This is a genomic window from Desulfarculaceae bacterium (genome assembly GCA_020444545.1).
Lineage (GTDB): Bacteria > Desulfobacterota > Desulfarculia > Desulfarculales > Desulfarculaceae > Desulfoferula.
Window position 1 is genome coordinate 944,774 of record JAHLKT010000001.1, and the last position, 25,786, is coordinate 970,559.

The window sequence follows — 25,786 nt, forward strand, 5'->3', positions numbered from 1 at the left end:
TAGGATTTATACTCTGGCTCACCCGTGGCTCGTGAGCTAGGTCTCAATATTTTCTAAAATATGTTACTTGTCACGTGATGGTGGATTGCGGTTCAGTGCCCTTGGAGCCCCATCTATATGGGGCCCCAAGTGGTCATAGTTCGTGATCAATGCGCCCTTTGGCTGGCCTTCTGGGGAAATATGTAAATGCAAGCCGCGATAAAGGCGAGAAGAACCGCGGAAGCCGCGAACCTGCTCAAATCCAGGCCACCAGCGCTGAGCGGCTTGTCGAGGAAATCGCCCACCACCGCGCCCAGGGGCCTGGTCAGGACGAAGGCCGCCCAAAACAGCATGGTCCTGGAAATCTTGGTCCAGTAATACGCACCCGCCACCAAGGCGAGCAGCCCCGAGAAGACCAAGGCGCCTCCGGCATAGCCCAGGCCGGCGGTGTCCGCGCTCCAGTCTCCCAGGGCGGTCCCCAGCGTCTGGGAAAACATGATGGTGACCCAATAGAACAGTTCCGCCTTGGGTGAGCTGATGCTATCGACCGACACCGAGCCCAGGGTGAAATACCAGGCCGCCAAGGAGGCCAACAGCAGGGCTGCCAGCAGGGTGGTGCCCCCCGCGTAACCGATGCCCAATGAGCGGTCGGCGAAGTCGGCCAGGGTAGTCCCAACGGTGGTGGTGGCAATGATTGTGGTCCAATACAGCACCGGGGAAAAACGCTTGGCCTTGATTTGGGCTATCACCGCGGCCAGGAAAATGACCGCGAAGATGCCGGTCCCTGCCAGATAGCCCAGATGCATGGACATGGACACCGCGTCCCCGCCCGTTTCACCCAGGGTGGTTGCCGCAATCTTTATCATCCAGAACAGTAGAGTGACTTCCGGAACCTTGCTAACGGATTCCCTTAGGGAAATTGTCTTATTCACCGTGGCCTCCATAAGCTTTGCAAGCGCCGCGCACGGTACGGATGGCCGTCACCACTCGTGGAATCAGTGGGGCTCATAGCCGTTGGCCCACCAGTAATCGCGCGACAGCCGCACCGCTGATCATGCTTCATTCTTCCAAGCTCTCCGTGGCTGGGGCACTCGGCAGGCTGAGGGTTATCAAAAAGCGGCCTTGAGCATCGCGGCCGGCTTCCAGGCTGCCATGCATGGTCTCGGCCAACTGGCGAGATAGTGACAGGCCCAACCCGGCATGGGCCTGGTCGCCACTCCGGGATTGGTCACCGCGCCAGAATCGCTCGAATATCCGGTCCGTGTCTTGAGAGGACAGACGGCTGGCGGTGTTGGCAATGCTGATTGCGACTTGTCCTCCGGCCGAGCGGGTGCGTACCGCCAGGCTGCCGCCCTGGTCGGAGTAATCCACGGCATTAGCCAACAGATTGCGCATGATGACCCGCAAGCCACTGGGGTCGGCCCAGGCACTCATGCCCGGGGTGGGCTCCCATTGGACTGAAAGGCCTTTCCGCAAGGCCTCATCCGCAAGTGGGGGCCAGACATGCTCCAGGGCCGCGACCAAGTCCACGTAGCCGGCGCCTTGCGACTGCTTCTGGCCGGCATCCAGGCGGGCCAGGGTCAGCAGGTTATCCACCATGCCCTGCATCTGACGGCTTATGGCCAGGCACTGGCTCATATCCTCCACGTATTCCCGGGAGCTGCGCGGCCGCGAGAGCGACACTTCCAGTGTGAAGCTCAGGCCGGCCAGGGGAGTGCGCAGCTCGTGGGCCAGGTTGGCCAACAGGGACTTCTCGCGCTCAAAAGCCGCTTCAAGCCGCGCCAAAAGTTGGTTGAGGCGCTCCACCACCGACAGCAACTCGGTGGGGGCGGCGGGCAACTCCACCCGCTGGCCGAGATCCTCCCCGCCCAGATCTTCTATGCGCCGGGCCAAGGCCCGCATGGGCCTCAGTCCAAAGCCAACCGCCCACCAGGCCCCCCCGGCGGTGGCCAAAATGGCGGCCAGGCCCACCGCGGCCAGCAGGTAAGCCAACTGAGTCAGGGATGTCTCGAATCTGCCCAGGTCGCCGGCCAAGAGCAGGGTCACTCGGGGCACGACGCCTTTGTCCACCCGCGCCGAGTGCCCGTCAGCGCCTTCCCGGCGGGGGCGCACGGTTACGGCCAACAGCCGCACCAGGCGTCCATCGGGCAGTTTTGCGAAGCCGAGGCGCGGCGAGGAAGATACGCCCTCGGGTCGGGGCATGGGCTGCCCGGCCAGGCTGGACGATCTGACCAGCAGGCCCAGCCCCTCCTGCCAGACCTCAAAGTAGCGGTGATCGCCCGGCGCGGTTTGCCGCGGTTCGGCCATTTTCCCCAGCTCCAGGTCCACCCGGCCGTCCTTGTATTCGAACACCGAGGTCATGACCTGGGCCTGCTGCGCCAAGGCGGAATCCAGCTCCTGCAACAGACTGCTTCGCACCAGGAGATAGAGCGCCACCCCGGCCGCCAAAAGCACCACGGCGCTGGCCGTGATGACCGCTGTCAGCAAACGAAAGCGCAAGGAGCGGCCGGCGGTCATGAATCTTCCTCCCCCAGCCAGTAGCCTTGGCCACGTTTGGTGTGGATCAGGGGCACCATCCCCGGACGGTCCAGTTTTTTGCGCAGATAACCGATGTACACGTCCACCACATTGCTTTGGGCGTCTGAGTTGAATTCATAAAGATGCTCCCAGAGATCGCTTCGACTCACCACCTCGCCAGCCCGCAAGGCCAAATAATCCAGCAGGGCGTACTCGCGCTTGGTCAGGTTTATTTCCCGGCCGGCCCGCCGCACCTGTCGGGTGGCCTGGTCCAATTCCAGGTCAGCCACCTTGATCAGCGGGCTTTTGCTTTGGTATTGGCGCCGCAGGAGGGCGCGGACTCTGGCCAGCAGCTCATCCAGGGCAAAGGGCTTGACCATGTAGTCGTCCGCCCCCAGGTCGAGACCCTCCACCCGGTCCTCCACCGCGTCGCGGGCGGTCAGGATAATGACGTGGGTCTGTAGGCCCTCCTCGCGCAGGCTGCGCAGGATGCTCCAGCCGTCCAGGCCGGGCAGCATGAGATCCAGCACGATCAGGTCATAATCGTTGGATTTGGCGTACCAAAGGCCCTCTTGGCCCTCGTCGGTGGCATCCACCGCGTAGCCCGCTTCCCGCAGGGCGCGCACCACGGCCTTGCGCAAGGGAGCATAGTCCTCGATAACCAACAAACGCATCTTTGTCCTTCAGCTTGCCAAAAGGGGGCCCGGCGCCGAGGCCTTGCCTGCTTTAGGTGCCGGGCCCCCAGGGTTATAACTGCAATGGGCGCGCATTACGCCTAATCGTCCTTTTCTTCCCGATCCTCCCGGTGTTTGTACTCCAGCTCCCGCGAAACCACCCGCCCGTCGGCGGCGATTTTCAGCTCGACCTGCTGGAGCCCGCCACGGAATTTGCCCTCGTACACCTTGGCACCGTCGTCATCTCCCATGGTCAGGGACACCAGGGGATGCTTGGCCGACTCCTGCTTGATGACCTTTTGCACCGCGGGCGGCACCTGGCTCATCCGCAGGTTATGGGCCTCTTGGTCTCTGCCGGCCCGGGCCAGGATGGCCGAACCGCCGAGGGCTATCAGGGCCGCCAAACAAGCAATCATGACCTTTTTCATGATTCTCTCCTTTTTTACGTTAACACCAATACCTGGGGAGCGTCTCCCAAGGCTAAGGGCAAGGATAAAGAGTCTCTGATGAGAAAATGATGAGAACCGGAAGGATTAATCAATCCATCCGCAGACAGGACACCTTGAGTTCAAATGGAAGCCGAGCAGGATCGGATTTAGAAACTCGGCATTTGCCGGGTGATTGATGGCCAGGGCGATAAATCGGCGGTGAATAAAAGAGAGGTCAAGCAAGATACATTGGGCAAAATCTAAAGCCAGGCAACACTTGTGCTAAGCAGGGTGATCAACGGGTCCGCCCAAACTGACCTCACCTTACAAAACCTGCCTTCACCCGTTGCGGGCATAGGTTAGGTGACAGGTTTAGCCGATTCAGTTTTATGATGTCGCTCTGCGATTATTTTAAATAGGGCTTACAAGCGTCAAGGTTGGGCATTCTGGCGGCAAGTATCTCGGTTTGATAAATCGAGAATGCTTGCTAAGTATCTTATGGCCTGCGTAGGAACCTAAGAACCGGCTTTGGCTTTTATATTCAGTGTAACTTTTTCATCAATTAAAATCGTGGCCTTGGCCCCTCCGCAACTGCTTTTGGCGATCAGGTTCACCCGCACTTGCAGCAGGTACTTGCCGGGGGTGAAGCACCTGATCGACGTCTCCGGCACTCCGGTAAGCACCTCGGGCTCCGGCCCGCGGGGGGCCTGGAGCACATCCACCAGGGCGGAATAGTAGAATCCGGACGGCGGCTCCGTGGGGTTCATGAGCACCTTGAGCAAAACCGGCAGGCCCACTATTCCCCCCACCTGGTTGGTGGCTACGCGGGCCTTGATGTCGTTGGAGGCGAGAGGACAGACTTCGCTCGAAGGAGGCGGCGCCGCATTGGAGGAGAAACCGGCCAAAGCCAGAAGAATAAAGCTGAAAAACAGTATTAATTTACCTTGCTTCACGATCATCAATCCCGGTTGATGAATTTAAGATATACCAAATTTTTACTGGGACTCATTGCTATAATACCATGTAGTGGAACAGCGTCATTGGTCAGGCTAACCACTTTACGGTAGCATGCCCGTATGAGCGAATACACCAAGCCGGCAGTCGGGTTTTTCAGCCGAGCCGCGGCCCATGCGGTGATTCTCGCCCTGCGTGAGCGGGAAGAAATGTTTTTGGCCATGTGGCCGGTGCACATGAAGGCGGCCGGATACCTGGAGCACACCACGGCCAAACGCGAAGACTGCGCCCAGGCCTTTTGGGGGGTGCTGGATCCGTTGTTCGTCTTTTTGGAAGAGTCGCAATCTCCTGATTTTTCACAACTGATCCTGAACGAGCGCGCCTACGCCCTATTCGCGGTCACCGAGGCCCGCCGTCACCGTTTCCGGGGCATAACCGCCGAGATGTACCTGGGTTGTTTCAAGACCCTGGTCCATTGCCTGGAAGGGCTCATCCACGAGATGGACTACCCCTGGCGGGACAAGGCGGACGCCCTGAGGCTGCTGCGCAACTATCTGGACGCGGTGGAAACGGTCTTCATAGGCGACTGGACCACCATGAGCCAAAGGGAGGCGGATAATCACCTGGATGAAACCAACCGCCGCCTCACCCTGGAGAAAAACAAGTATCAAAACATCCTGGAGTCCACCCGCGACCTGGTGTTGCTGACCGATGGCGAGGGCCTTATCCAGGAGATAAACGCCGCGGCGCGCGCCTATTATGAGCAAGACGAGGTGCTGGGGGAGCCGTTCTGGCAGCTGCTGGGCCTGGAGGGACGCAAACTGGCCGAGGTAACGCGCTACTATCCCGCCGGACACGCGCATGAAATCTCCCTGTTCGGTGAGGCGGCTTACTTCGTGCTCAAGATCATCCCCCTTTCCGAGGTGTCCCTGGCCTCTGATGGTTACATGGTGTTGCTCAATAATGTGAGCTGCGTGGTGGATCAACGGGAGCAGTTGGAAAAACGCGTCCAGCAACGCACCAGGGATCTGGAGGAATCGGGCAAGCTCTTCCGTTCGCTGTTCAAGGCCGCCGGCGAGGGCATCCTCCTGGTGGACACCAACTTCCGTATCGTGGAGGTGAACCACCGGGCCTGCGACATCTTCGGCATGCCTCCGGAACAATTCTTCAGGCAGGATGTCCTGTTGCTCACCGCTCCCAACGCCCGGGAAACCCTCAACCGGGTGATTCGGGGGCTGGACGAGGAGGAGATATGGGTGGGCGAGATGGCGGGGGTGGGCAACACCGGCGAAGAGTTTCCCATGGAGGTGACGGTCAACCGGGTGGACCTGGCCGAGCGCACCCTGTTCCATGTGGTGGTGCGCGACATCACTCCCCGCAAGGCCTTGGAGGAAAGCCTGCGCCGGGATAAGGTCCAGTTGGAGGAGATGAACGTCACCCTGCGCAACGTCATGAAAAACATAGGCAAAGAAAAGCAGGAGTTGGAACAGGCCATCACTCAAAACATTGAAAATTTTCTACTTACCGCTCTGGACAAGATCAAGGATGAGCCTTCCCGGGACATCAGGGCCTCCTACTTGAACCTGATCCGCGATCAGCTGGTCGGCCTGACCAAGGGATTTTCCCGGGAGCTCGACCCCCGCTTGCTCACCCTCACCCGCACCGAAATGTTGGTTTGCCAGCTCATCCAGGCCGGCAGCTCCTCCAAGGAGATCGCCGAGAGCCTTAATCTGGCCCTGGACACGGTGCATTCCCACCGCAAGAACATCAGGCGCAAGCTGGATCTGCGCGGTCACGAGGTCAGTCTTTTCAGTTATCTCTCGGCCAAGCCCCTCGACAGGGACTAATGGTTAGCCGAACCTACCCAATAAATCCCCGCTAGCTCACCTTTGCCGATAACCTGCGCCCCTGAATAATAAAACAGATGGTATTTTCCGGGCCGTGCCCGCCATGAAGGGGCAGGCGGCCCACGAAGGCGAGGTGATCCATGCCCGGCTTGGACCGATCCACCGAACTATTGGCCGCCCTGCGGGACTTCTTCTTGGGGCCGGAGGCGGCCGCCTTACAAAGCGCGGCCGAGCGGCTGGCCCAGGCCGGGGGGAGTTCTTGCCCCGTGGCCGATTGGGATGAAGCGGAGTACGCCTTCAATCGCCTGTTCGTGGGCCCCATGGCTCCCCAAGCGCCTCCCTTTGCTTCGGTTTATCTGGAGACAGAGCCCAGGCTCATGGGGACCAGCACCTTGCAGGCCCGCCACCTCTACCAGATGGTGGGCCTGGTCAGCCCTTGGCAGGACACCCTGCCCGACGACCACCTGAGTCTGGAGTTGGACGCCTGTTTGCGCATACGCCAGGCCGCCCTGGCAGGGGCGTCTTCGGATTTGACCGAAATCTACGCCTACTTCCTGACCCAGCATATGGCTGGCTGGCTGCCCTTGTTCAGCCGCCGAGTGCGGGAAGCACCGGGCGTGGCCCCGATCATGGTCTGGGCGGTGGATGAGCTTAACAACTGGCTGCAAGCGGAAATGGCTTGGTTGAGCCCCGGCTGGTCTTCGCAGGCGGCTTCTTCGAATTGATTGCAACCATTGGACAGGAGGTTCATGAACCATGGCCCCCATTGATCGCAAATTTATCGAACGGGCCCTGGCCTCGCCGGTAACCCGCCGCAAATTCCTGCAAGGGCTCCTGGTGAGCGGCGCATTGGCTTCCATGCCCGGCGGGTTGCTCAAGGCGGTGACCAGCGAGGCGGGCATAACCTACGAGGGTAAATATCAGGTTTTCCGCAACGCCTGCCCCCGCAACTGCTACGACACCTGCAGCATCAAGACCTATGTCAAGGACGGGGTGGTGCAGTTCATCGAGGGGGCTCCGGAATCCACCTTCACCGCGGGCGCCCTGTGCGTAAAGGGCTTCTCCTATTGGCGCCGCGCCTACAGCCCGGACCGCATTAAGTACCCCATGGTGCAGCAGGGAAGGGGCAGCGGCAACTGGAAGCGGGTGAGCTGGGACGAGGCCATGACCAGGATCGCCAAGAAGATCCTGGAGATCAAAAAGAAGGACGACTCCCTCTTGGGCCTGGGGCTCACCAAGTACTCGGGCAACTTCGGCATAACCAACTACGGGGTGGAGGGCATGATGTCCTCCCTGGGCTACACTACCCGTTTCGTGGGCACTCCCTGCTGGCCGGCGGGCATCGACGCCCAAAACTACGACCTGGGCAACATGTGGTGCAACGACCCCGAGGATTTTGTCCACGCCCGCTACGCCATCCTCTGGGGGGCCAACCCGGCCTGGTGCTCGGTGCACACCATGAAGTTCATCTACGAGGCCCAGGAGCGCGGCGCCAAGCTGGTGGTGGTCGACCCGGTCTTCAGCCAAACCGCGGCCAAGGCGGACGAGTATTGGCGGCCCAATACCGGCCAGGACGGCGCCCTGGCCTTGGGCATGTGCCGTCACATCCTGGACAAGGGGATGTACGACAAAGAGTTCGTCACCCAACACGCGGTGGGTTTCGAGGAGTTCGCCGAGTATCTGCGCCGCGAAGTCACGGTTGAGTGGGCCGCCCAAAAGAGCGGCATCCCGGCCCAGGACATTGCCAAGGTGGCCGAAGAGTTCGCCACCGCCAAACCGGCCACCATCTGGATCGGCTACGGCCTGCAACGCCACGTCAACGGCGGGGCCATGGTGCGGGCCATCGACGCCCTGGTGGCCATGACCGGCAACGTGGGCAAGGTGGGCGGCGGAGCCCGCTACGGCCATCTGTACACTTGGGGCTTCAACTACCACGCCCTGATCCAAAAGCAACCGGAGGGCTCCAAGGGCTACGTGGGAGCCACCGGCCCCATGGGCGAGTTCGACACCGGCCAGGGAGCCAAGGCGGCCAAGTACAGCGACCGCGCGGTGAACATCAACCAAACCGCCCGCATGATTTTGGAAACCAATGACCCGCCGGTGCGCATGCTCTGGGTCTCCTGCAAGAACCCCTTCAGCCAAGACTTTGACCTGACCATGCTCAAGAAGGCCTTCAAAAAGCTGGAGATGGTGGTGGTGGTGGACCAGTTCTACAACCAAACCGTGGAGCAGGCCGACATCGTGCTGCCGGTGACCACCTTGCTCGAGGAATGGACCCAAAACGTCAGCTACTGGCACTACTGGATGTCCTTGAACGAACAGGCCATCAAGCCCATGTTCGAGTCCAAGAGCAACATCGAGATAGCGGCCCTGCTCTCGGCCAAGATGAATCAGCTCTCGCCCGGCTCCTGCACCTTCTCCCCCAAGCTGAACAGCAAGAAGTGGATGGAGATGGAGTTCAACAAGGGCATCTACGACCTGTTCGGCATCAAGAGCTGGCAGGATCTACGCAAGGGCCCGGTCAAGGCCAAGCTGGCCAGCTCGGCCGCCTGGCACGACTACAAGTTCAAGACCCCTTCGGGCAAGTACGAGTTCAAGAGCGATCTGTGCAAGGAGCATGGCCACCAGGCCCTGCCCGAGTACCTGGCCAACCGCAAACCCTATGCGCCCTACCGGCTGCTGACCCCCCATTCCAAGTTCAACATCCACTCCCAGTTCCAGAACCTGGACTGGATGGCCGAGTTCAACCCCGAGCCCTTTGTTTACATCAACCCCAAGCTGGCGGCGAAAAAGGGCATCGCCGATGGATCGTTGGTCAAGCTCTCCAGCAAGGTGGGTGAGATGCAGATCAAGGCAAAGCTCACCGACAACGTGGCCCCGGACACCCTGCTGATGTACGAGGGTTGGTTCAACAAAAACCCTTATAACGTGCAAAACATGGTGGACGACACCTCCGCCGACATGGGCAAGTGGAAAACCGGCGCACCGGGGGTGGCTATTCATGACCAATTTTGCGACGTCAACCCGGCGTAGGGAGGTGGCCTGATGAGTAAGAAACAAGCCGGTTTTTATATCGACGCGCAACGCTGCATCGGATGCTACTCCTGCGCCATGGCCTGTAAAAACCAGTACCACCAGGAGCCGGGGGTGCATTGGCGCTATGTCTATCCCCTCAAGGAGGAGATATATCCCCACCGCGAGCGGGCCTGGATGTCCCTGGCCTGCAACCACTGCGAGCATCCAACCTGCCTAGAGGTCTGCCCGGTGGAGGCCTATTACAAGCGGGAAAAGGACGGGGTGGTGGTCCACGAGCAGGAAAAGTGCATCGGTTGCCAAAACTGCATCCGCTCCTGCCCCTACGGCGCGCCCCGCTTCAACCCGGCCCGACACCAGGCGGAGAAATGCAGCATGTGCTACCAGCGGCTGGATGCGGGCCTCAAGCCGGCCTGCGTGCAGGGCTGCCCCACCTACGCCTTGCAGTTCATTGAGGACATGGCCTCGTTCGACCAGTCGGGCAAGGTGCAATACCTCGCCGGGTTCCCGCGCTTCCCCGAACTCAACCCTTCGGTCCGCTTCCGGCCTCCCCGAGAGCCGCGCGAGGTAAGGAGATAAGCCAGATGGTGTTCACGGATTTTTCCCTGGTAGTGTTCTCCACCCTGGCCCAGTTGGCCGTGGGGCTCACGGTAATGGCCGCCCTGCAACCGCGAGCCGCCGGTGAGAGCGGCGAAGTCAAACTGAAGGTGGAATGGGTGACCGCCGGTTTGATCCTGGCCGCCGCCTTAATGGCCAGCATGTTCCACCTGGGGCACCCCTCGGGCAGCCCCAGGGCCCTGGTGCACCTGAGCACCTCCTGGCTGTCACGGGAAATACTGGCCTTTGGTTGCTTCGGCGGGGTGCTGGTGCTGGCCTTTTTAACCCTCTGGAAAAACAGCGGGGGCAGTTCGCTGTTGATCAGGCTCACCGCGGCGGTGGGTTTGGCCGCCCTGCTGGTCTCGGGCATGGTTTACGCGCCTCCCAGCTTCCCGGCGCTGAACAACGGCGTGCCCGTGCTGTTCTTCCTGCTCACCGCCTTTATCCTGGGCTCGGCCTTTGGGGCCTACTTCGTGGGCGCCGAGCGGCAGGGGCTGTTGGTCAAGGTGCTCGCCACCAGCCTGGTGGTGGGGCTAGTGGTCAATCTGATCCTGCCCTCCATCTGGCTATCCGGCGGCACCGTGGCCCGCATGACCGGGGCCAACTTCTACGGCTCCTGGCTCTACTGGCTGCGCATCGCCGGCGAGTTCGTGGTGCCCCTGGCCGTGCTGGGCGCCTGGAAAAAAATACCGGCCTGGCTGCCCATCCTGCTTCTTTTGGGCGAGGCGGCGGGCCGCATCATGTTCCTGAACAGCGTGGTGCACACCGCCACCAACTTGGGCGGACTCTACTAAACTGCTTTCCCCGGCTGGGACGAAACCATACGGCCTACCCCTTTCGTCCCGGCCGGGTATTTCCTGCATGGCGTTTTGGCCTTCCCTCCTTTTTCTGTCGGAAAACAAAAAGTGACCAATGGATCAGGGCAGGTCTTTTTATGCCGATCTAAAACGCCACGGCGGCAGCGTTCGAGGTGGGCTTTGAAAGCCTTCCTCAGTTCAGCCGCGAGTACCGCCCCGTTTCGGGGCGCCGCCGTTGCACTACATCCAGAAACGGCGCCAAGTTGTTGTTGGTCAAAGAGGATAAGAACCTGATTAACGATTGATTGTGCAGGGTTCAAGGCTAAGTCTGAATAAATTGGTCAACTGTGTGCTAAGCACCTTTAATTTTTCCCAAGCACCTCCATCTCAACAGGGGCTGAGGCCCCTAGAGGTGATCAGGCCCGAGGTCTACAGGGAATGTGTCCATTAGCAAAAACCGAATCTTGTCCCAAACGCTTTGACGACGTACACTTTCAGGACCATCTTGGTTCACATCTACCGGAAGCGAGCTATGGACAAGGCGACCAAAATAGCCGTGATAAGCACTATCGCCACAGGCGGGGCCGGCATTGCCGCCTTGCGGGTGCACCAGGGCTATTTGCGGGCCGGTTACCAGAGCAGCTTTTACGTGCTGGAACCTGGGCAGGACAGTGCGTATTTGCCTCTGGCCTTGCCATCCAGCTTTGACACCACTCAGCTTTTCTGGACGCCCTGGCTTTTCGAGCACTGGGGCAACCTGGCCGACCAAGACAAGATGAGTCTGGGGGGCTGCCCCTTGTTTTCCGACACCCTGAGCGGTATCGCTTGCCTATCGCCCCGGGCCGAAGAGATAAAAACGGCGGATCTGATTCACGTGCATTGGATGCCGGGCACCCTGTTCGCGCCTGGGTTTTTCGACCTGCTGCGCGATAAGAAGGTGATTTGGACTCTGCACGACATGAACGCCTTCACCGGAGGGTGCCACTATCACCTGACTTGCCGCAACTTCGAAACCGGCTGCGGCAACTGCCCCCTGCTGGCCCAACCCGGCGCGGACGATTTGACCCGAAAAGCGGTCGAGTTCAAGCGGGAGCTTTATAACCAACTCGATCTTCGCATCGTAACCCCCAGCCAATGGCTGGCCGACAATGCGGCGGCCAGCGCCCTGCTCAAGGACTTCCCCATATCCGTGGTTCCCAATATCCACGATTTGGAAATCTTCCATCCCATGGAGCGCAAGGCCCTGCGCCAGGAGCACGGGATTTTACCCGCTGACTTAGTGATCCTAGCGGGGATGGAGCACTTCCAGAACAAAACCAAAAACAGCCAAGGACTGGTCAAGGCCTTGGAACTGCTGGCCGAGGCCAGGCCCAAGACCATGCCCACCGTAATTACCTTCGGACAGGGAGAGGTGAGCATAAAGGGGCTCTCTCACCGTCACCTGGGCTACATCACCTCGCAGGAAAAGCTGGCCGACTGGTACGCCATGGCCGATCTTTTCGTGCACCCTTCCCTGCTGGACAACCTCCCCAACACTTTGTGCGAGGCGCAATGTTGCGGCACTCCAGTCGTCGCTTTTGACGTGGGAGGCAATCGGGAGGCCTTCCTGCCGGACTCCTCCGGCTTCCTGGTGGCGGAAAAGTCTCCCCAGGCTTTGATGCTGGCCATGATGCAGGCCATTAAGCGTCGCGGCCGGCTGAAACGAATGCGCAAGAAAGCGCACAAGTTCGCGGCGGAAAGGTTTGCCGACCAAGCGGTCATTCCCCAGTATCTCGCGGTGGCGGAAAGCCAATCGCCACCTCGCGAGTTTCGGCCCGAAGTCACCGAGAAGCTGGGAACCCTGCTGTGCCACAACCAAATGGACAGCCTGTGCCTGGCGGCGCGCAAAGCCGCCCAAGTGGGAATGCAACACGCGAACCTGGACCAGCTCGGGGGGAAAGCAAGCCAGCTCAGGGAAAGGCTGGACCACATAAACCGGGGACTGGCCGAGGTTTCCCACCGGGCCGCCGTGCTGTTCCATTCCCAGGCCAAGTGACCCCAGCCCCCAGGGCTCTCTTTAATAATTTATTTCCCGGGAATTACCGCGCCCCGCCTGCCCGGCGGGAGCTCAAACGCGTTTGGCTTGCAGCAACTCGCGGTAGAGCTCAACGTACTTGGCGGTGGCGGCCTCCTGGTCGAAGCGCTCCACCGCCCTTTGGCGGGCGGCCGCGCTCAGGCGCCGGTGCCGCTCCGGGTCCTCGGAGACCCAGGCGATTCCTTCGGCTAGATCGCGGGCGTTGTTGGGCTCGGCGATGTAGCCGCTCTCGCGGTGGGCCACCATCTGCGGGATGGCCCCGGTGGGAAACGACACCACCGGCGTACCGCAGGCCGTGGCTTCCAGCGCGGTCAGGGAGAAGCTCTCCTCGCGGGAGGCCGAGATGAACACGTCCGAGGCGGAATAGGCCACGGCCATGCTCATGTCTTCGTGCAGGCGGCCCAAAAACCTTACCGGAAAGGAAACATCCTCGGTGTCGCCGTTGGGCGCGCCGAAGACCAGGCAGATGGTGGGCACCTGGACCTGGGGCAGGCGGGCCAGGGCGGCGCGGAGAACATCATAGCCCTTGTTTTTATCCGTGGTGGCCGAGAAGGCGCCGAAAAGCAAAACCCGGCTTTCCTGAGGCAGGCCCAGCAGGTCACGCGCAAAGCCCTTGTCCAGGGGCCGGAACATTGAAGTGTCCACTCCGTGCTCAATGACCTCTATGCGCTTGCCTTGCATCAGGCGGCTGCGCTCAGCCTTTTGCCGGTGCTTTTCGCTGGGAGAGACGAAAACTATGTCCTTGGAGTCCAAAAACTTTTGTTTGCGCCTGAAGCAGTAGCGGGAAAGGTCCCAATTGCTCCGGCTGTTGAGCTGCTCGCAATGGCCGCAGCCGGTGAGGTAGTTCTGGCAATCACCGGTGAGGTGGCACCCGCCGGTGAAGGGCCAGGCATCATGCAGGGTCCAAACCATGGGACCGGCCAGGCGCCGCAGAGCGTAAACTGGCAAAAAGGTGTGCCCAACCCAGTGCAGATGGGTTATGTCCGGCCGCATGGCCGCCGCGCTTTTGTGCTTGCTGGAGGGAATCCACATGGGGCTGAAAAGGGACTGCCCCAAACGGCGCCGGTAAAGTCGCAGGGGAAAAGCGTCCAGCTTAATTTTTAGCGGGTGGATGAACAGGGGAAGCTTGCCGCCCAGGGTGGAGGTGGTTTGGTCGTCTATGGTGCGGTAGAGCAGGCCCATGGAAGACTCATGGCCCATGCCCAGAAGCTTTTGGTGCAGCCTATAAGCCGCTATTGCCGCCCCGCCTTCACGGTCCGAGGTGGACAGATGCAGGATTTTTATCGCAGATGTCATGGCGAGAAAGTGGCCCCCTCATATTGGAATCGAATCCGGGATAAATTCTGTCGAGCGCCTGTTGTCATGGATTCTTTTGGTAGGCGGAAATAATTTCTACTTCGGAATCATTCATCTTGAGCCATTGTTCGGTCTCCCCATCGGTGAGTCAAGCCTAAAAGCGGTTTGCCTCCATCCTCAGGAACCGAACACCTTGCGCATAAGCCTCTGCAAAGGACCTGTCTTGGGCGTTGCTTCGGCCGCGGCGGCCGCCGTCTCCTTGGGGGCCGGCCGGACGGTGTCCTCGGCGGGCCTGATGTAGGCGGCCTCGCACTTGGTCCGGCGGTCGGTGAAACGCACCGCCTCCACCGACACGTTGTCATAGGAGTCGGTGGTGTAGTTGCCGTATTTGCCGGTGCAGATGGCGCAGCGCTTGCGGTAGGGGCTTTTGGGGTCCATGCGCAGTTTGCGGTAATAGCGCACGATGTCATCCAAGGACTCGTCGGCTATGGACTTGAGCCAATCCATGGGCTCGGAGGACCACTCCGCCTGGAAGGTGGGGGGGCAAGGGGCGACCAGGCCGTTGGTCAGCAGGATCGGCGAGGTCAGCGCGTTGAAGCAGGGCAGATTGGAAGCGGGCAGGCCTTCCCGCTCGCTGGGCAGCACACTGGTGTGCCAGTCGGTCTTTTCCTTGAAAAAGGCCACGAAATCCACCCCGAACTCTTTCCAGTAGTTCAGCACCTCGTCCTGGTGGGGGATAACCTCCTCGAACAGGCCGCAGTGGATGCCGATGCTCATGCCCGAGTCCCGCTGGTCGCGCCGCTCTATGAGGTAGCGCAGGTTCTGGCGCACCAGGTCGAAGTCGATGCCTATGCGGATGGCCTCCACCATCTCCTTGGTGTGGCCGTCGATGCTGAAGATGATGGCCCCGACGTCCAAATCCAAAAGCTCGTCGGACATCTCCGGGGTCAGGAGCATGCCGTTGGTCAGGATGCGCAGGTAAAGCTTGCGCGCGGCCGCCTCGCGGATGTAGGGCATTGCCTTGCGCGAGACGAAAAGCTCTCCCGAGCCGCAAAAGAGCAGGTCCGTGCCCTCGGGAAGCTCATTCAAGAACTTGTAGTAATGCTCGTCGGAAATCTCCTGGCGGGGCCTCTGGTTGCGGGTGGCCGCGAAACTGTAGCGGGGGTCGTCGCCATGGTAGGAGCAACCCCGGCAGCGCAAGTTGCAGTGGTCGGTGACGCTGACCATGGTCCCGTGGTAGTGCCCGGAGAAGCTGAACACCAGCTCAAAGGTGGCGTGATAGTCCAGGTTCACCGCAGGCCATTGATAAAACTGGTCCAGGCCCAGATGGGGGGCTTGGGCGGCAAACTCCTCCGCCCCCCACCGGGAAGTAGCCAGGAGCAGCGCCTTGGGCAAAACCTCGGAGGTGATGACCGGCACTTTCCACTTGTTGCCATCCACCAGGCGGCGGGCGTCCAGGGTCTTGCCCCTCTCCTCTCCCAGCCAGGCGGCGGCATGGTCGGCCACATAGGCCAGAAAGTCGTCCGGGGCCTCCTCCAGGGGAACCACCAGCAGGTCGCCGGATTTACGCAGGTCCGCCAGCTCGTCCTTGCTCAGCGCGGCCAATCGGTCCTTGTTCATGATGCGTGTCACGTTATGACCTTCCTAATCAACATGGCGCCCGGGCCGGGCGAAGTGAGTTCGGCAACGCCGTGATGCGGTCGGCGTCAGCGCCCATGGGGCCGCCACGGGGGCTCACTCCCCGCCCAGGTGGATGGAAAATTTGTCGGGCAGGGCGCAGAAGCCGAAAGTGTGGTTGGGGATGCCCACGGAGCGCTCCCGAACCGACAGGTTGGCGCTCCCGATGGCGTGCAGCAGGGGAGTCGAGGCGCTGGCAAAGGCCGCCGCCGAAAGCTCCCGCCGCCTCTCAAAGGCGTCCGGGGCCCAGCTTCCCAGGTTGACCTGGAACACATAACGCCCGATGGCCACATCCAGACGCACGGCGGCCTGGAACAATACCCGCGTCCCGGCCTCGGGGCGGACCTGGAGGTCGGTTTCGGCCTGGGCGGTGTTGCGGCAATAGAGCGGGATGTTGTTGGCGGTCAGCAGGGTCAGCGACCCAATTAGCACTCCCACCTCGCGCCGGAGCTCGGCCTCCCAGAAGAAATGGGCCACCTGGCCCTGCTCGAACTCCGTGCAGGGCCTCCCTTCGGAGTCGCACACCAAAAGCCGCGTTAAACGGGCCGCGTCGTCGTTGACCACCACCGAGCAGGCGCCTATGTCCACCGATTCCCGCCCCTTGGGCCAGCCGGGCAGCAGGCTCAGCCCGCCCTCGCTCTGCAGGGAGCTGGCCGGCTCGGGCCCGGCGGGGAGTTGGGCCGGGGCCGAGGCATCTTCCGGGGCCTCGTTGGCCCGGCGCCGGGCCAGGGTCTGGCGGCTGTGCATGAAGTAATGGGAAAGGCCTTTTTCCACATCACCCTGATAAACACTGCGGCCCTCTTCCAGCAGCAGAAGCGAGTCGCAATATTTGCGAATGGCACCGGTGTCGTGGGAGACCAGCAGCACCGCGGTGCCCCTTTGCAGCAGCTGCTCCATGCGCTGATGGCACTTCACCTGGAAGAAGGTGTCGCCCACGGCCAGGGCCTCGTCCACGATGAGTATCTCGGGTTCGATGCAGACCTGCACCGAAAAGGCCAGGCGGATGTACATGCCGCTGGAGTAGGTCTTCACCGGCTGGTCGATGAAATCCTCCAGCTCGGAAAAGGCCAAGATCTCCTCGAAGCGATCGTCGATCTGTTTCTTGCTCAGCCCCAGGATGGCCCCGTTTACGTATACGTTCTCCCGGCCGCTGAACTCCGGGTTGAAGCCGCTGCCCAACTCCAGCAGGGATGCCATGCTCCCCCGGGTCCATAGCTCGCCGGTGGTGGGAGTGAGGGTGCCGGCCAATATCTGCAAAAGGGTGCTCTTGCCCGCGCCGTTGCGCCCCACCACGCCCAGGGCCTGGCCCCGCGCGATGTCGAAGTCGATGTCCCTGAGGGCCCAGAACTCGCTGGCCTGGGCGCTTTTGCCGAACATGGCCTGCTTGAGCCCGGCCAGGGGGTTTTGGTACAGGAAATAGCGCTTGCCCAGGTTGCGCGCCCGGATGGCTATGTTGCTGGGCAAGCTAGAGGACATCGGCGAAAGCCTTGCGTGAGCGTTGGAAGAAGTAGAACCCGGCCAGCATCAGTACCAGGGCGAACAGGGCGGGGTAGGCGAAATCAATCCACAGGGGGGCCTTGTCGTAGAGGATCACCAGCCGGAAGTTTTCCACCACCCCAGTCAGGGGGTTGAGCCGCATCAGGGGCACGTAGCTCGGCGGCATGGAGCGTATGGAATAGGCGATGGGCGTGGCGAAGAACAATATCTGGATGATGGCCTGGATGGCGGTGCCTATGTCCCGGGCGAACACCCCCACCGAGGACAGCAGCCAGCCGATGCCCAGCGCTCCCAGGAGGGGAGGGATGAACAGCACCGGCAACCAGAATGCGGTCCAGGTGAGTCCGTCTCCGGTGAGCAGGAGCACCACGAAGAGCACGCACATGGCGGCCAGAGCGTGCAAAAAGGCCACCAGCACCGAGGAGACCGGCAGGATCTCCAGGGGGAACAGAACCTTTTTCACGAAATTGGGCTGCCCCACGATGCGCCCCGGCGCGATGGACATGGTTTCGCTGATCAGAACGAAAGGCACGTAGCCGCAAAACATCACCGAGGCGAAGCCCAAAAAACCGCTGCCTCCCACCCGTAGAGGGTCCACGCCCACCCTGAAAATATAGGCGAAAACAAAGGTGTATACGCTCAACTGCACCAGGGGCAGCAGGATCATCCACATCAGGCCCAGGACGCTGCCGGTGTAGCGGGCCCTCAGCTCGCGCCCGGTCAACACCCGCAACAGGGCCTGGTTGCGCCAAAGGGAAGCCACCATGGTGTTGGGCCAGCGGCCATGGACGACATCTCCGGCCCTGACATGGCGCAAGTTTTGCCCACCATCCAATTGCATGCATCCCACTTTGGCGAAAAGTTGCCCTGGCCATGACCGATGGCGGCCCACGCAGCTTCGTATAAAGTAATCAATGGGCCAAGCCATTGAAAGAAAATATTATAACAACCCGGCTCATATGATGCACCGGAGCTCAATCCCGGCCTCCGGCCGGGCGCCTTGTCCGGGAAGGGTGTGCTAGGATGGCGGCCGGTGAAAAGCCCAGGCCCGGCGGCCGAGACTACTTGCCAGGGGGCTGGGCGTCATTTTAAATTTTCCGAACCGATCCCACCTGTTCGGGAGGGTGATTTGACCGCACGGGAAAAGCAGCAAAACCAGAAGCAGCAAGCTTCGGTTTTTGAAATCCACCGGTTGGGCGATCTGGTCCCGCCTTTCCCCCAGCTCATCACCGTGGAGTCGCGGGAGGAGCTGGGGCAATGGCGCGAAGTCCTGGAGGAGAACCTGGCCGCCCTGGACGACAAGATAGCCCGGGGCGAGATCGCCTGCTCTCCGGACAAACGGGGCGACCACATCGCCGAGATGCCCATTCAAGGCCAATGGCGCAACGGCCCGCCACCTCAGGCCGCACCCTGGCGGGAAACGGCCCCCGCCGCCGACCGGCCCGGCCCGCCGCCTGGCGACTCGCCGGTGGCGTCCCTGCGCCGCCGCCTGGCCAAGGTGGGGCCTCTGCGCCGCCTGGCCGTCCGCCTGGGTTTGGCCGACCAAGTCCAGGCCGCCCCGGATCCCGGTCAACTTTTGCGGGCTGTTTACTGCGGCCCCGCCTCGACCCCACCCAGGCAGCTCGAGGGTCTGGCCCCCTTACTGCTGAGCCCGGGTTACGGCCATGGCGTGGACCCCAAGGCCCAACCCTGCAAGCCGTTGCCCGGTTCGTTCGCCGCTTGGATCGCCGCCCGGGGCTGGACAGTCTTGGCCGGGGACGCGGTCTTGGCCTTTGGCGATTACCCAGGCATGGCACGGGATCTGGGCATGCTGCGCGGCTTGCTGGGGCCGGGGCAGAGCATCATTACCCCGGCCGGGGAAGCCGCCGAGCGGCTGGCGGGCTGGGGAGAGCGCGAGCCCCTCAAGGGGGGTTGGCTGAAGTTCAGCCGTCCGGCCGAGGAATGGCTCCTGGAGCGCGCCTGGCCGGCCCGGGGGCGCCAGTGGCCGCGCATAAGCGTGGTGGTGCCCAGCTTCAACCAAAGCGCTTTTGTGCGCCAGGCCCTTGAGTCCCTGTTCAGCCAGGGCTATCCCAACCTGGAAACCATAGTCCTGGACCCGGGCTCCACCGACGGCACCCGGGAAATCCTGCGGGAGTACCAGTCGCGCATCACCCGCCTGGTGCTGGAGCCGGACCGGGGCCAGTCCGATGCCCTGCAAAAAGGCTTCGAACTCGCCACTGGCGATATCTTCACCTGGCTCTGCACCGATGACCTCTTGGAGCCGGGCGCGTTGTTCCTGGCGGCCGAGGCTTTTGAAGATTACGGGGTGGATTTGGTGGTGGGCGGGTGCCGCCGCATCAACGAGCAGGGCGAGCAGGTGTACACCCACTTCAGCGCCATGCCTTTCCTGGACCCCTTGCCGCTCAACACCCGGGGCATTATCAACCTGCTGGGCAGCGTGGAAAAGGGGCACTATTTCTATCAGCCCGAAGTTTTTTTCACGCGTAATATTTGGCGGGCAGCGGGAGGCTTCCTGCACCTGAAGGCCTATTACGGCATGGACCACGACCTGTGGGTGCGCATGGCCATGGCCGGAGGGGTGGCGGTGCAACTGCCCCAGCTACTGGCTTCCAGCAGGATGCAAGCCAACCAAAAGACCAATCTCGGCGGCGCGGGGTGGCCCCATTTATACCAGGCGCGCAATTTTCTGGCCCATTATCAACGTATTGTGGAGGCGATGGACGGAGACTGCTAGCCACCTAAATTTGCAATGTAATCCGTAGTAATCCTAAGGCGGCGTCGATGCTTGGCCACGCTGGGGGGAATTTGTGCCCTAGATTAAGGAAATGCGAGGTTCAGATCGAACCGAGAATGAGCTATAGTTGCTCAGCCGGGCGCGCATCTCAACTTGGGCTGAGAGCCTAGGTTGATTTGTACTGCCGCGGAAGCTTGAGGTGCCGCCCCGATCGGCTTCTGATTGAGGGGCCGGCGAATAGGGGTAACCAGCTTGACGTAACCCAACTTGTCGCTTTAATGGATGCATCCTTTGTGTATCAAACTGCCCATGGACCCAAGGGATTAACCGCATGATTCAAGTTGAAGCCAGCACTGAAGACCAGAGGGTAAACCCGCTCGCGAAAACTTTTAATTATCTGACCAGCCTCTGCCTTGATAGCAACAAGGGCAAGCTTTTCGCTGTCCTTGTCATGTTCGCCGCTTTCTTTTTCAGCTACACCATCGGCGGCAGCGGATGGTGGTTCCACAAAAAAATCCAACACGATGACTCCGGCTATTTTGCCCATGTGGCCACCATTGTTTTGGACGGTGACTTAGATTACACCAACGAAACCTCCATGCGCATGTATGCCCACAAAAAGGGCGTACCCATCTCGCCCTTGGGGCCGAGCCTCATGGCCCTGCCTTTCGCCGGAGCTTTCTCGCTCATAGATCGGTTCCAAGGCCACCCCGTATTACAGGACCACATGAAGTTTTTTGGATCCTGGACCTTTTTCGGCTTTGCCTTTGCCAGCTCCTTTTACTTTTTTCACGGGGTATATCTGTTCTATCTGGTGGGGTTGAAGATCGGCCGATTGAGCAAACTATACGTCTTCCTGTGCGGCACCGGGGTGGGCTTACTGTTTTACGTACTGTTCAGGCCGATAATGGGTCATGCCTTCGAGTTCTGGACCCTGGCCATGATCGTCTATGCCACCCTGAAATATATCGAAAAAAAAGAGGCCCAAAAAGCCTGGCTATGGGCCTTGGTGGTGGGGCTGGCTTCGGTTCTGTCCTGGTTTTGCCGGGTTTACGCCTTTTACGCCTTTTTCCTGCCGTATATGGTCCTGCTGGTGTGGATGGCGACCTATGCCAAGTCATTCTCATGGCGTGGCTTGTTCCAAAGCTTCCCTAAGCTGATTTTGAGCCAGGCGCTCTTCTGCCTGGGCGTGGTGGTTATCAACTATATAGTCTATGGCATGGCATTTTATGCCCAGGGTAGCGGTTCCGATGCCATGAACATGTTCACCCAGTTCGGCCTGATTCCGGTTTATACCGGGTTTTTCAGCTTCGTTGCCGAGCTGGCCGCGAGAATCGCCGCGCGCTTGAGCTACCTGCCGATTATCCTGGGGGGAAACAGCTACGCATTGCTGTATTTCAGCCCTATCATTCCTTTGGGGTTGCTCGCCCTGGTGTTGGTGATAATCAAAAAATGGAAGACCAACGCCCTGGCCATGGGCATCTTCGCAGTGTTTTGCCTGGGTTATGTGGCGGGCCCATTTCTCATTGTCCTGCTGTATCAGACTGCCGGCAGCGCCTACGGGTTCCGCTACCTTTGGGGGATCGTGCCCTTGGGCATGATGGGCATGTTTATGTGGGTAAGGCTTTGCTGGCAAGGCCGCGCCCTGCAAAAGGCCCTGATCATCCTCCTTCTTTGCCTGAATATTTTTTCCACCGCCGGGGTTGTGGCCTTTGTGACCATGCCCGATATCTGCTACCGGACCAGCGATATTAATGAGTTTGGTTTCAAGGAGGTGTGCTCTCCTCGGGAAAACCTTTATCGGGTGCTCCATTGGATGGGCGACAAAAGGTTTTATAGGGCAGCCTGGCAATTGAGTCCCTACAAGATTTTCTACTTGGCGGCCCAAGACAAGCCCATTACCCACTTTGGCAGCTATCATCCCAACATGCCGGCCCAGGCCGCCGTACTGTGCTTCTCCTGGTTGGCGGCCATAGTCGCATTTGTCTATTTCAAGCGCGAACCCGACCAAGAACCCAAAGCCAGACAACTACAAAAATAGGACTCGTCTAAGCCTTGCCTGCGCCACAACGAAAAAGTTCACTGGATTATTTGAAGATATTTTCCATGTGTTTTGTGGTGGTCATCCACTCGGGTGGCTTCTGGGTGGCCAATTTCGAAAGGTCGCTCAACTGGCTGGTGGCCAACCTGTTCAACGCGTCGGCCCGTTTCGCGGTGCCCTGCTTCGTAATGTGCAGCGGCGCCTTGTTTCTGAGAAGGAAGCTGGACACCAAAGAAGAGATAATCGCCTTTTATAGAAAGTACCTCCCCCATTACGCCATGTACGTTGTGGCCGCCTTGGTCATAGGTAAAGGCTTCCAGTTATATGGCAACTCCAAGGCGCCCCTGTTCGAGGGCTTGATCTACAATCTGTACAATGGATATGCGGGTATTATTTGGTACTTTTTCATGTTCCTCGGCCTGATAGTGGCCACTCCTGTTTTGCGCCAAATTGTCCTGAACCCATATATCACTAAATTATTTTTGGTTCTGTGGTTTCTTTTTGCGGTTATTAAAACAACTTTTGACAATTATTTGGGAGCGTTCAGCTTTTATGTTTACAATATAATTTATGCTTCGGTTTTTGCCGGATACTATGTGTTGGGATATCAGATATCCATGATTAATATCAATTTGTCCCGTCGCAAGATTGCGTTGTTCGTAGCCATTTCATGGATCTCGGTGCTGATTTCCACCTCCCTGGATTGTTTTGCCAAAAATAAGTTTTCTGGGTTTTTCTACCTGGGCTCCAGCCCCTTCGTTGCCATGTTCGCCCTGTCGATATTCATGTATTTTCAGAAGACATTCGTAAGACCTTCAAACAAATTAGTGTCAGAATTATCTCAGGCTACGCTATACGTGTACATCGTACATAACTTTCTGCTACCCTATATGAAACAGTGGTTGGGGACCAAAAACCCGGCCTACACTTTTTTCGTCCCGACTCTCGCGACCATTGTCTTGTCTTTTGCAATTGGCTTGGCCTATTTAATGGCCAAGCGCGTTGGCAAAATTGCGACTAGTTGGTATATGGCCAGAGGTGACAAATGACCCTCCGTGGATTCATGGCCGGTCAATAGCGAGTTGCTTGATCATGATGCCAGCCGCAAATAGCAGTCAGGATTATCTCCTTGGCGTGGTGATACCGTGCTATAAGGTGAAAAAGCATATTATCCCCCTGCTCGCCAAGATTACCGGGCCCTGTAAAATATTCATCGTTGACGATGCCTGCCCCCAAGAAACGGGACGCTATGTGCAAGAAAATGTGACGGATGACCGAATCAAGATCATATATCACCAACAAAACCAGGGGGTCGGTGGGGCCGTTATCACCGGCTACCGGGAGGCGGTGAAAGATGGCTGCGATGTCATCGTCAAGATGGATGGTGACGGGCAAATGGATCCCGCGTTCCTCTCGGTTTTGGTCAAGCCGATAATCAATGGCGAAGCGGATTATGTAAAAGGAAACCGGTTTTTCAACATTGAAGAGCTGCATAGGATGCCGGTCAAGAGACTCTTCGGTAACGGCATCTTGTCTTTTATCAGCAAGATGTCCACTGGTTATTGGAACATATTCGACCCGACCAATGGCTATACGGCGATACACCGCCTGGTTTTACAACAGCTTCCTTTGGATAAGATTTCAAAGCGATATTTTTTTGAGTCAGATTTCCTGTTCCGGCTGGGAACTATAAGGGCAAAAGTAATGGATTTGCCAATGCCGGCAATATACCAGGATGAAGAGAGCAGCCTGTCTATAAAAAAAATTTTGGGCGAGTTTATTGTCAAGCACATCACAAACACTTTTAAAAGAGTGTTTTACAATTATTTCCTGAGGGACTTTTCTCTTGCGTCGGTCATGCTTGTCTTTTCGCTGTTTCTCATCGCCTTTGGCACCATCTTCGGCGGCGGGCACTGGCTGGCTAGCATGCATTCCGGAGTTCCCGCCACCAGCGGCACCGTTATGATTGCGGGGCTGTCGGTAATAGTTGGGTTCATTTTCTTTATTTCCTTTATCAACTACGATATCGCCTCGGTTCCCAAGTCGCCTATTCATCCATTCTTATTTGAAAAAACTACGGCAGAAGACAGAGGAATATCAATCGAACAAGATCAATCTCTTGGACCGCACGCTGGCTAAGCCATGACCCGTATCGGTGTTGTCCGGCCAGTATTAACCGATTGATTTCGTTGTCCCATGTTTCTTGACAAGGCTAACGTCGGCAGGATCGTTGGGACAGGGGAGCGAGCCCCCAGGGTAAAATGACCAAACTTAAGCTAACCATATTCGACCCATCCATTGAAAATAATCAGGGTATGCTCAGCCTCAACCTGGGAGATTTAATCATTCGTGATAGCATTAATGCCGTCCTAGATGATATTTTTCCCGACGCAGAACTTACAAGAGTTTCTACCCATTCTTTTCCAAATAAAGATGCTATTGATAAAGTACAGCAAAGCGACTTAGCGATAGTTGCTGGCACCAATATCTTATCTTCTCATGTTCTTAAATACGACCAGTGGAAGCTGAAAAAGGGATTGCTCACATATGTAAACCCACCATCCATGAACACCATTTTGCTCGGAGTTGGTTGGTGGCAGTACCAAGACAAACCAGATTTCATTACAAGGCATTACTACAAAAAATTGCTGCGATCAGATGGCCCTCACGCCACGCGGGACTCTTATAGCTTATCGCAGCTTTCAGCATGTGGCGTTAAGGGCTTGTTTAACACCTCTTGCCCGACTATGTGGAGCCTTAATCAACGAGATGCGGCTCGTATTGGTAATAATAAGAGATGTCTTTTTTGTCTTACCGATTATGCAAGAGATGAGGAAGCCGATGATAATTTGATTAGAAAATTGGCAAAAATATATAATGGCGGTTTGATCTTTTTCCCGCAGGGCTCTCATGATTTGGAATATTTCCATAGCTTGCCGGCATCCATTGAGATGGCCGACAATATCTTGGTATTGTCACACCAGTACGAACAATTGATTAACTACGACAATGCCAAGGATCTAGATTATGTTGGAACCCGTCTGCATGCAGGAGTTTGGTGCCTCTCCAAAGGCATTCCGAGTCTTATCTTATCTGTGGATAACAGGGCGTGGGAAATAGGTGCCGACACCGGCCTGCCGGTAATAAAAAGAGGTGATTGGGATGCCTTGTCGCGGTGGCATTCAGGGGCTGATTTTAATAATATGATATCCATACCCCAGAGTGCGATCGATGCTTGGAAAGACGAGGCGCTAAAAGTAGCCGAAAAAACCCAGCGAGGTTAGCGCTTGCCAAGCAATTAACTACTCGAAGAAATTTATTCCCTCACCATAATTGTTCGTTATCACGCAGCGATGATGCCTGCATTCCCCCGGCTTTTTTGCGGTCTTTCATCTCCCGATACCACTCAATGGTGTTCTTGAGGCCCTCTTCGAAACCCACCTGAGCGGTGAAGCCGAACTCTTCCTTGGCCCGCTCCACGTCCAGACGGCGGCGGGGCTGGCCGTCGGGCTTGGATGGGTCCCAGCGTATCTCGCCCGTGAAGCCGGTGAGCTTGGCGATCAGCTCCACCAGGTCCTTGATGGAGATCTCCATGTCGCAGCCCAGGTTCACCGGGTCGGACTTGTCGTAGCGCTCGCTGG

The 25,786-nt window shown here is 58.7% G+C and carries 21 protein-coding genes; 11 read left to right on the forward strand and 10 right to left on the reverse strand.

Going from position 1 to position 25,786, the window contains the following annotated elements:
- Positions 1 to 146: 146 nt before the first annotated feature.
- The 5 genes from KQH53_04430 to KQH53_04450 all read right to left on the reverse strand — a co-directional run bounded on the left by KQH53_04430 (position 147) and on the right by KQH53_04450 (position 4,557).
- Positions 147 to 911, reverse strand: coding sequence for a hypothetical protein (locus KQH53_04430; protein MCB2225904.1), 765 nt, complete (start codon positions 909 to 911; stop codon positions 147 to 149).
- A gap of 127 nt (positions 912 to 1,038) precedes the next feature.
- Entirely contained in the window at positions 1,039 to 2,496 is a 1,458-nt protein-coding gene (locus KQH53_04435) for a sensor histidine kinase N-terminal domain-containing protein (protein MCB2225905.1), read from the reverse strand.
- On the reverse strand, positions 2,493 to 3,170 hold the full coding sequence (locus KQH53_04440; protein ID MCB2225906.1) for a response regulator transcription factor: 678 nt from the start codon (positions 3,168 to 3,170) through the stop codon (positions 2,493 to 2,495). Before KQH53_04440 ends, KQH53_04435 begins: the two co-directional genes overlap by 4 nt.
- A 101-nt stretch (positions 3,171 to 3,271) precedes the next feature.
- Complete coding sequence (locus KQH53_04445) at positions 3,272 to 3,598, reverse strand: hypothetical protein (GenBank protein ID MCB2225907.1); 327 nt, start codon at positions 3,596 to 3,598, stop codon at positions 3,272 to 3,274.
- Between the two features lie 515 nt (positions 3,599 to 4,113).
- A complete protein-coding gene (locus KQH53_04450) occupies positions 4,114 to 4,557 on the reverse strand; it encodes a hypothetical protein (protein ID MCB2225908.1) in 444 nt (147 codons plus the stop codon).
- 117 nt (positions 4,558 to 4,674) lie between these two features.
- Between KQH53_04450 and KQH53_04455 the strand changes: the two genes are divergently transcribed.
- From KQH53_04455 to KQH53_04480, 6 genes are all read left to right on the forward strand, one after another.
- Positions 4,675 to 6,399, forward strand: coding sequence for a PAS domain S-box protein (locus KQH53_04455; GenBank protein MCB2225909.1), 1,725 nt, complete (start codon positions 4,675 to 4,677; stop codon positions 6,397 to 6,399).
- Between the two features lie 140 nt (positions 6,400 to 6,539).
- Entirely contained in the window at positions 6,540 to 7,124 is a 585-nt protein-coding gene (locus tag KQH53_04460; protein ID MCB2225910.1) for a molecular chaperone TorD family protein, read from the forward strand.
- A gap of 31 nt (positions 7,125 to 7,155) precedes the next feature.
- On the forward strand, positions 7,156 to 9,432 hold the full coding sequence (locus tag KQH53_04465) for a molybdopterin-dependent oxidoreductase (GenBank protein ID MCB2225911.1): 2,277 nt from the start codon (positions 7,156 to 7,158) through the stop codon (positions 9,430 to 9,432).
- Positions 9,433 to 9,444: 12 nt separating this feature from the next.
- The gene (locus KQH53_04470) at positions 9,445 to 10,011 is read left to right on the forward strand and encodes a 4Fe-4S dicluster domain-containing protein (GenBank protein MCB2225912.1); all 567 of its coding nucleotides are present in this window, start codon (positions 9,445 to 9,447) and stop codon (positions 10,009 to 10,011) included.
- A gap of 5 nt (positions 10,012 to 10,016) precedes the next feature.
- Positions 10,017 to 10,823 carry a dimethyl sulfoxide reductase anchor subunit gene (locus tag KQH53_04475; GenBank protein MCB2225913.1) on the forward strand — a complete coding sequence of 269 codons (807 nt, stop codon included), beginning with the start codon at positions 10,017 to 10,019 and terminating at the stop codon, positions 10,821 to 10,823.
- 535 nt (positions 10,824 to 11,358) lie between these two features.
- On the forward strand, positions 11,359 to 12,861 hold the full coding sequence (locus KQH53_04480; protein MCB2225914.1) for a glycosyltransferase: 1,503 nt from the start codon (positions 11,359 to 11,361) through the stop codon (positions 12,859 to 12,861).
- Between the two features lie 72 nt (positions 12,862 to 12,933).
- Here the strand turns inward: KQH53_04480 and KQH53_04485 are convergent, their stop codons facing one another.
- The 4 genes from KQH53_04485 to KQH53_04500 form a co-directional block, all read right to left on the reverse strand.
- Positions 12,934 to 14,196 (reverse strand): glycosyltransferase, encoded by a 1,263-nt coding sequence (locus KQH53_04485; GenBank protein MCB2225915.1) that lies wholly within the window; start codon positions 14,194 to 14,196, stop codon positions 12,934 to 12,936.
- 177 nt (positions 14,197 to 14,373) lie between these two features.
- A complete protein-coding gene (locus KQH53_04490; protein MCB2225916.1) occupies positions 14,374 to 15,828 on the reverse strand; it encodes a radical SAM protein in 1,455 nt (484 codons plus the stop codon).
- A gap of 102 nt (positions 15,829 to 15,930) precedes the next feature.
- A complete protein-coding gene (locus tag KQH53_04495) occupies positions 15,931 to 17,349 on the reverse strand; it encodes an ATP-binding cassette domain-containing protein (protein MCB2225917.1) in 1,419 nt (472 codons plus the stop codon).
- The gene (locus KQH53_04500; GenBank protein ID MCB2225918.1) at positions 17,339 to 18,187 is read right to left on the reverse strand and encodes an ABC transporter permease; all 849 of its coding nucleotides are present in this window, start codon (positions 18,185 to 18,187) and stop codon (positions 17,339 to 17,341) included. The genes KQH53_04495 and KQH53_04500 overlap by 11 nt, the downstream gene beginning before the upstream one ends.
- 312 nt (positions 18,188 to 18,499) lie before the next feature.
- On the opposite strand from KQH53_04500, the gene KQH53_04505 reads away from it, so the two are divergent.
- From KQH53_04505 to KQH53_04525, 5 genes are all read left to right on the forward strand, one after another.
- A complete protein-coding gene (locus KQH53_04505) occupies positions 18,500 to 20,104 on the forward strand; it encodes a glycosyltransferase (GenBank protein ID MCB2225919.1) in 1,605 nt (534 codons plus the stop codon).
- Between the two features lie 331 nt (positions 20,105 to 20,435).
- Entirely contained in the window at positions 20,436 to 22,145 is a 1,710-nt protein-coding gene (locus tag KQH53_04510) for a hypothetical protein (protein ID MCB2225920.1), read from the forward strand.
- A gap of 65 nt (positions 22,146 to 22,210) precedes the next feature.
- Complete coding sequence (locus KQH53_04515; GenBank protein MCB2225921.1) at positions 22,211 to 23,194, forward strand: acyltransferase family protein; 984 nt, start codon at positions 22,211 to 22,213, stop codon at positions 23,192 to 23,194.
- A 46-nt stretch (positions 23,195 to 23,240) separates the two neighbouring features.
- Positions 23,241 to 24,284, forward strand: a complete 1,044-nt coding sequence (locus KQH53_04520) for a glycosyltransferase family 2 protein (GenBank protein ID MCB2225922.1) — start codon at positions 23,241 to 23,243, stop codon at positions 24,282 to 24,284.
- Positions 24,285 to 24,406: 122 nt separating this feature from the next.
- On the forward strand, positions 24,407 to 25,429 hold the full coding sequence (locus KQH53_04525) for a polysaccharide pyruvyl transferase family protein (protein MCB2225923.1): 1,023 nt from the start codon (positions 24,407 to 24,409) through the stop codon (positions 25,427 to 25,429).
- A gap of 40 nt (positions 25,430 to 25,469) precedes the next feature.
- Here KQH53_04525 and KQH53_04530 read toward each other — a convergent pair.
- The coding region (locus KQH53_04530; protein ID MCB2225924.1) for a hypothetical protein at positions 25,470 to 25,786 on the reverse strand (317 nt) is incomplete at its 5' end.

What these genes read in the sequence shown, in the direction of transcription:
- KQH53_04515 (MCB2225921.1), top strand. Translation starts at nt 22,211, where the DNA reads ATGTGTTTTGTGGTGGTCATCCACTCGGGTGGCTTCTGGGTGGCCAAT.
- KQH53_04495 (MCB2225917.1), bottom strand. Translation starts at nt 17,349, where the DNA reads ATGTCCTCTAGCTTGCCCAGCAACATAGCCATCCGGGCGCGCAACCTG.
- KQH53_04460 (MCB2225910.1), top strand. Translation starts at nt 6,540, where the DNA reads ATGCCCGGCTTGGACCGATCCACCGAACTATTGGCCGCCCTGCGGGAC.
- KQH53_04510 (MCB2225920.1), top strand. Translation starts at nt 20,436, where the DNA reads ATGATTCAAGTTGAAGCCAGCACTGAAGACCAGAGGGTAAACCCGCTC.
- KQH53_04465 (MCB2225911.1), top strand. Translation starts at nt 7,156, where the DNA reads ATGGCCCCCATTGATCGCAAATTTATCGAACGGGCCCTGGCCTCGCCG.
- KQH53_04525 (MCB2225923.1), top strand. Translation starts at nt 24,407, where the DNA reads ATGACCAAACTTAAGCTAACCATATTCGACCCATCCATTGAAAATAAT.
- KQH53_04475 (MCB2225913.1), top strand. Translation starts at nt 10,017, where the DNA reads ATGGTGTTCACGGATTTTTCCCTGGTAGTGTTCTCCACCCTGGCCCAG.
- KQH53_04445 (MCB2225907.1), bottom strand. Translation starts at nt 3,598, where the DNA reads ATGAAAAAGGTCATGATTGCTTGTTTGGCGGCCCTGATAGCCCTCGGC.
- KQH53_04435 (MCB2225905.1), bottom strand. Translation starts at nt 2,496, where the DNA reads ATGACCGCCGGCCGCTCCTTGCGCTTTCGTTTGCTGACAGCGGTCATC.
- KQH53_04485 (MCB2225915.1), bottom strand. Translation starts at nt 14,196, where the DNA reads ATGACATCTGCGATAAAAATCCTGCATCTGTCCACCTCGGACCGTGAA.
- KQH53_04450 (MCB2225908.1), bottom strand. Translation starts at nt 4,557, where the DNA reads ATGATCGTGAAGCAAGGTAAATTAATACTGTTTTTCAGCTTTATTCTT.
- KQH53_04480 (MCB2225914.1), top strand. Translation starts at nt 11,359, where the DNA reads ATGGACAAGGCGACCAAAATAGCCGTGATAAGCACTATCGCCACAGGC.
- KQH53_04455 (MCB2225909.1), top strand. Translation starts at nt 4,675, where the DNA reads ATGAGCGAATACACCAAGCCGGCAGTCGGGTTTTTCAGCCGAGCCGCG.
- KQH53_04520 (MCB2225922.1), top strand. Translation starts at nt 23,241, where the DNA reads ATGCCAGCCGCAAATAGCAGTCAGGATTATCTCCTTGGCGTGGTGATA.
- KQH53_04440 (MCB2225906.1), bottom strand. Translation starts at nt 3,170, where the DNA reads ATGCGTTTGTTGGTTATCGAGGACTATGCTCCCTTGCGCAAGGCCGTG.
- KQH53_04470 (MCB2225912.1), top strand. Translation starts at nt 9,445, where the DNA reads ATGAGTAAGAAACAAGCCGGTTTTTATATCGACGCGCAACGCTGCATC.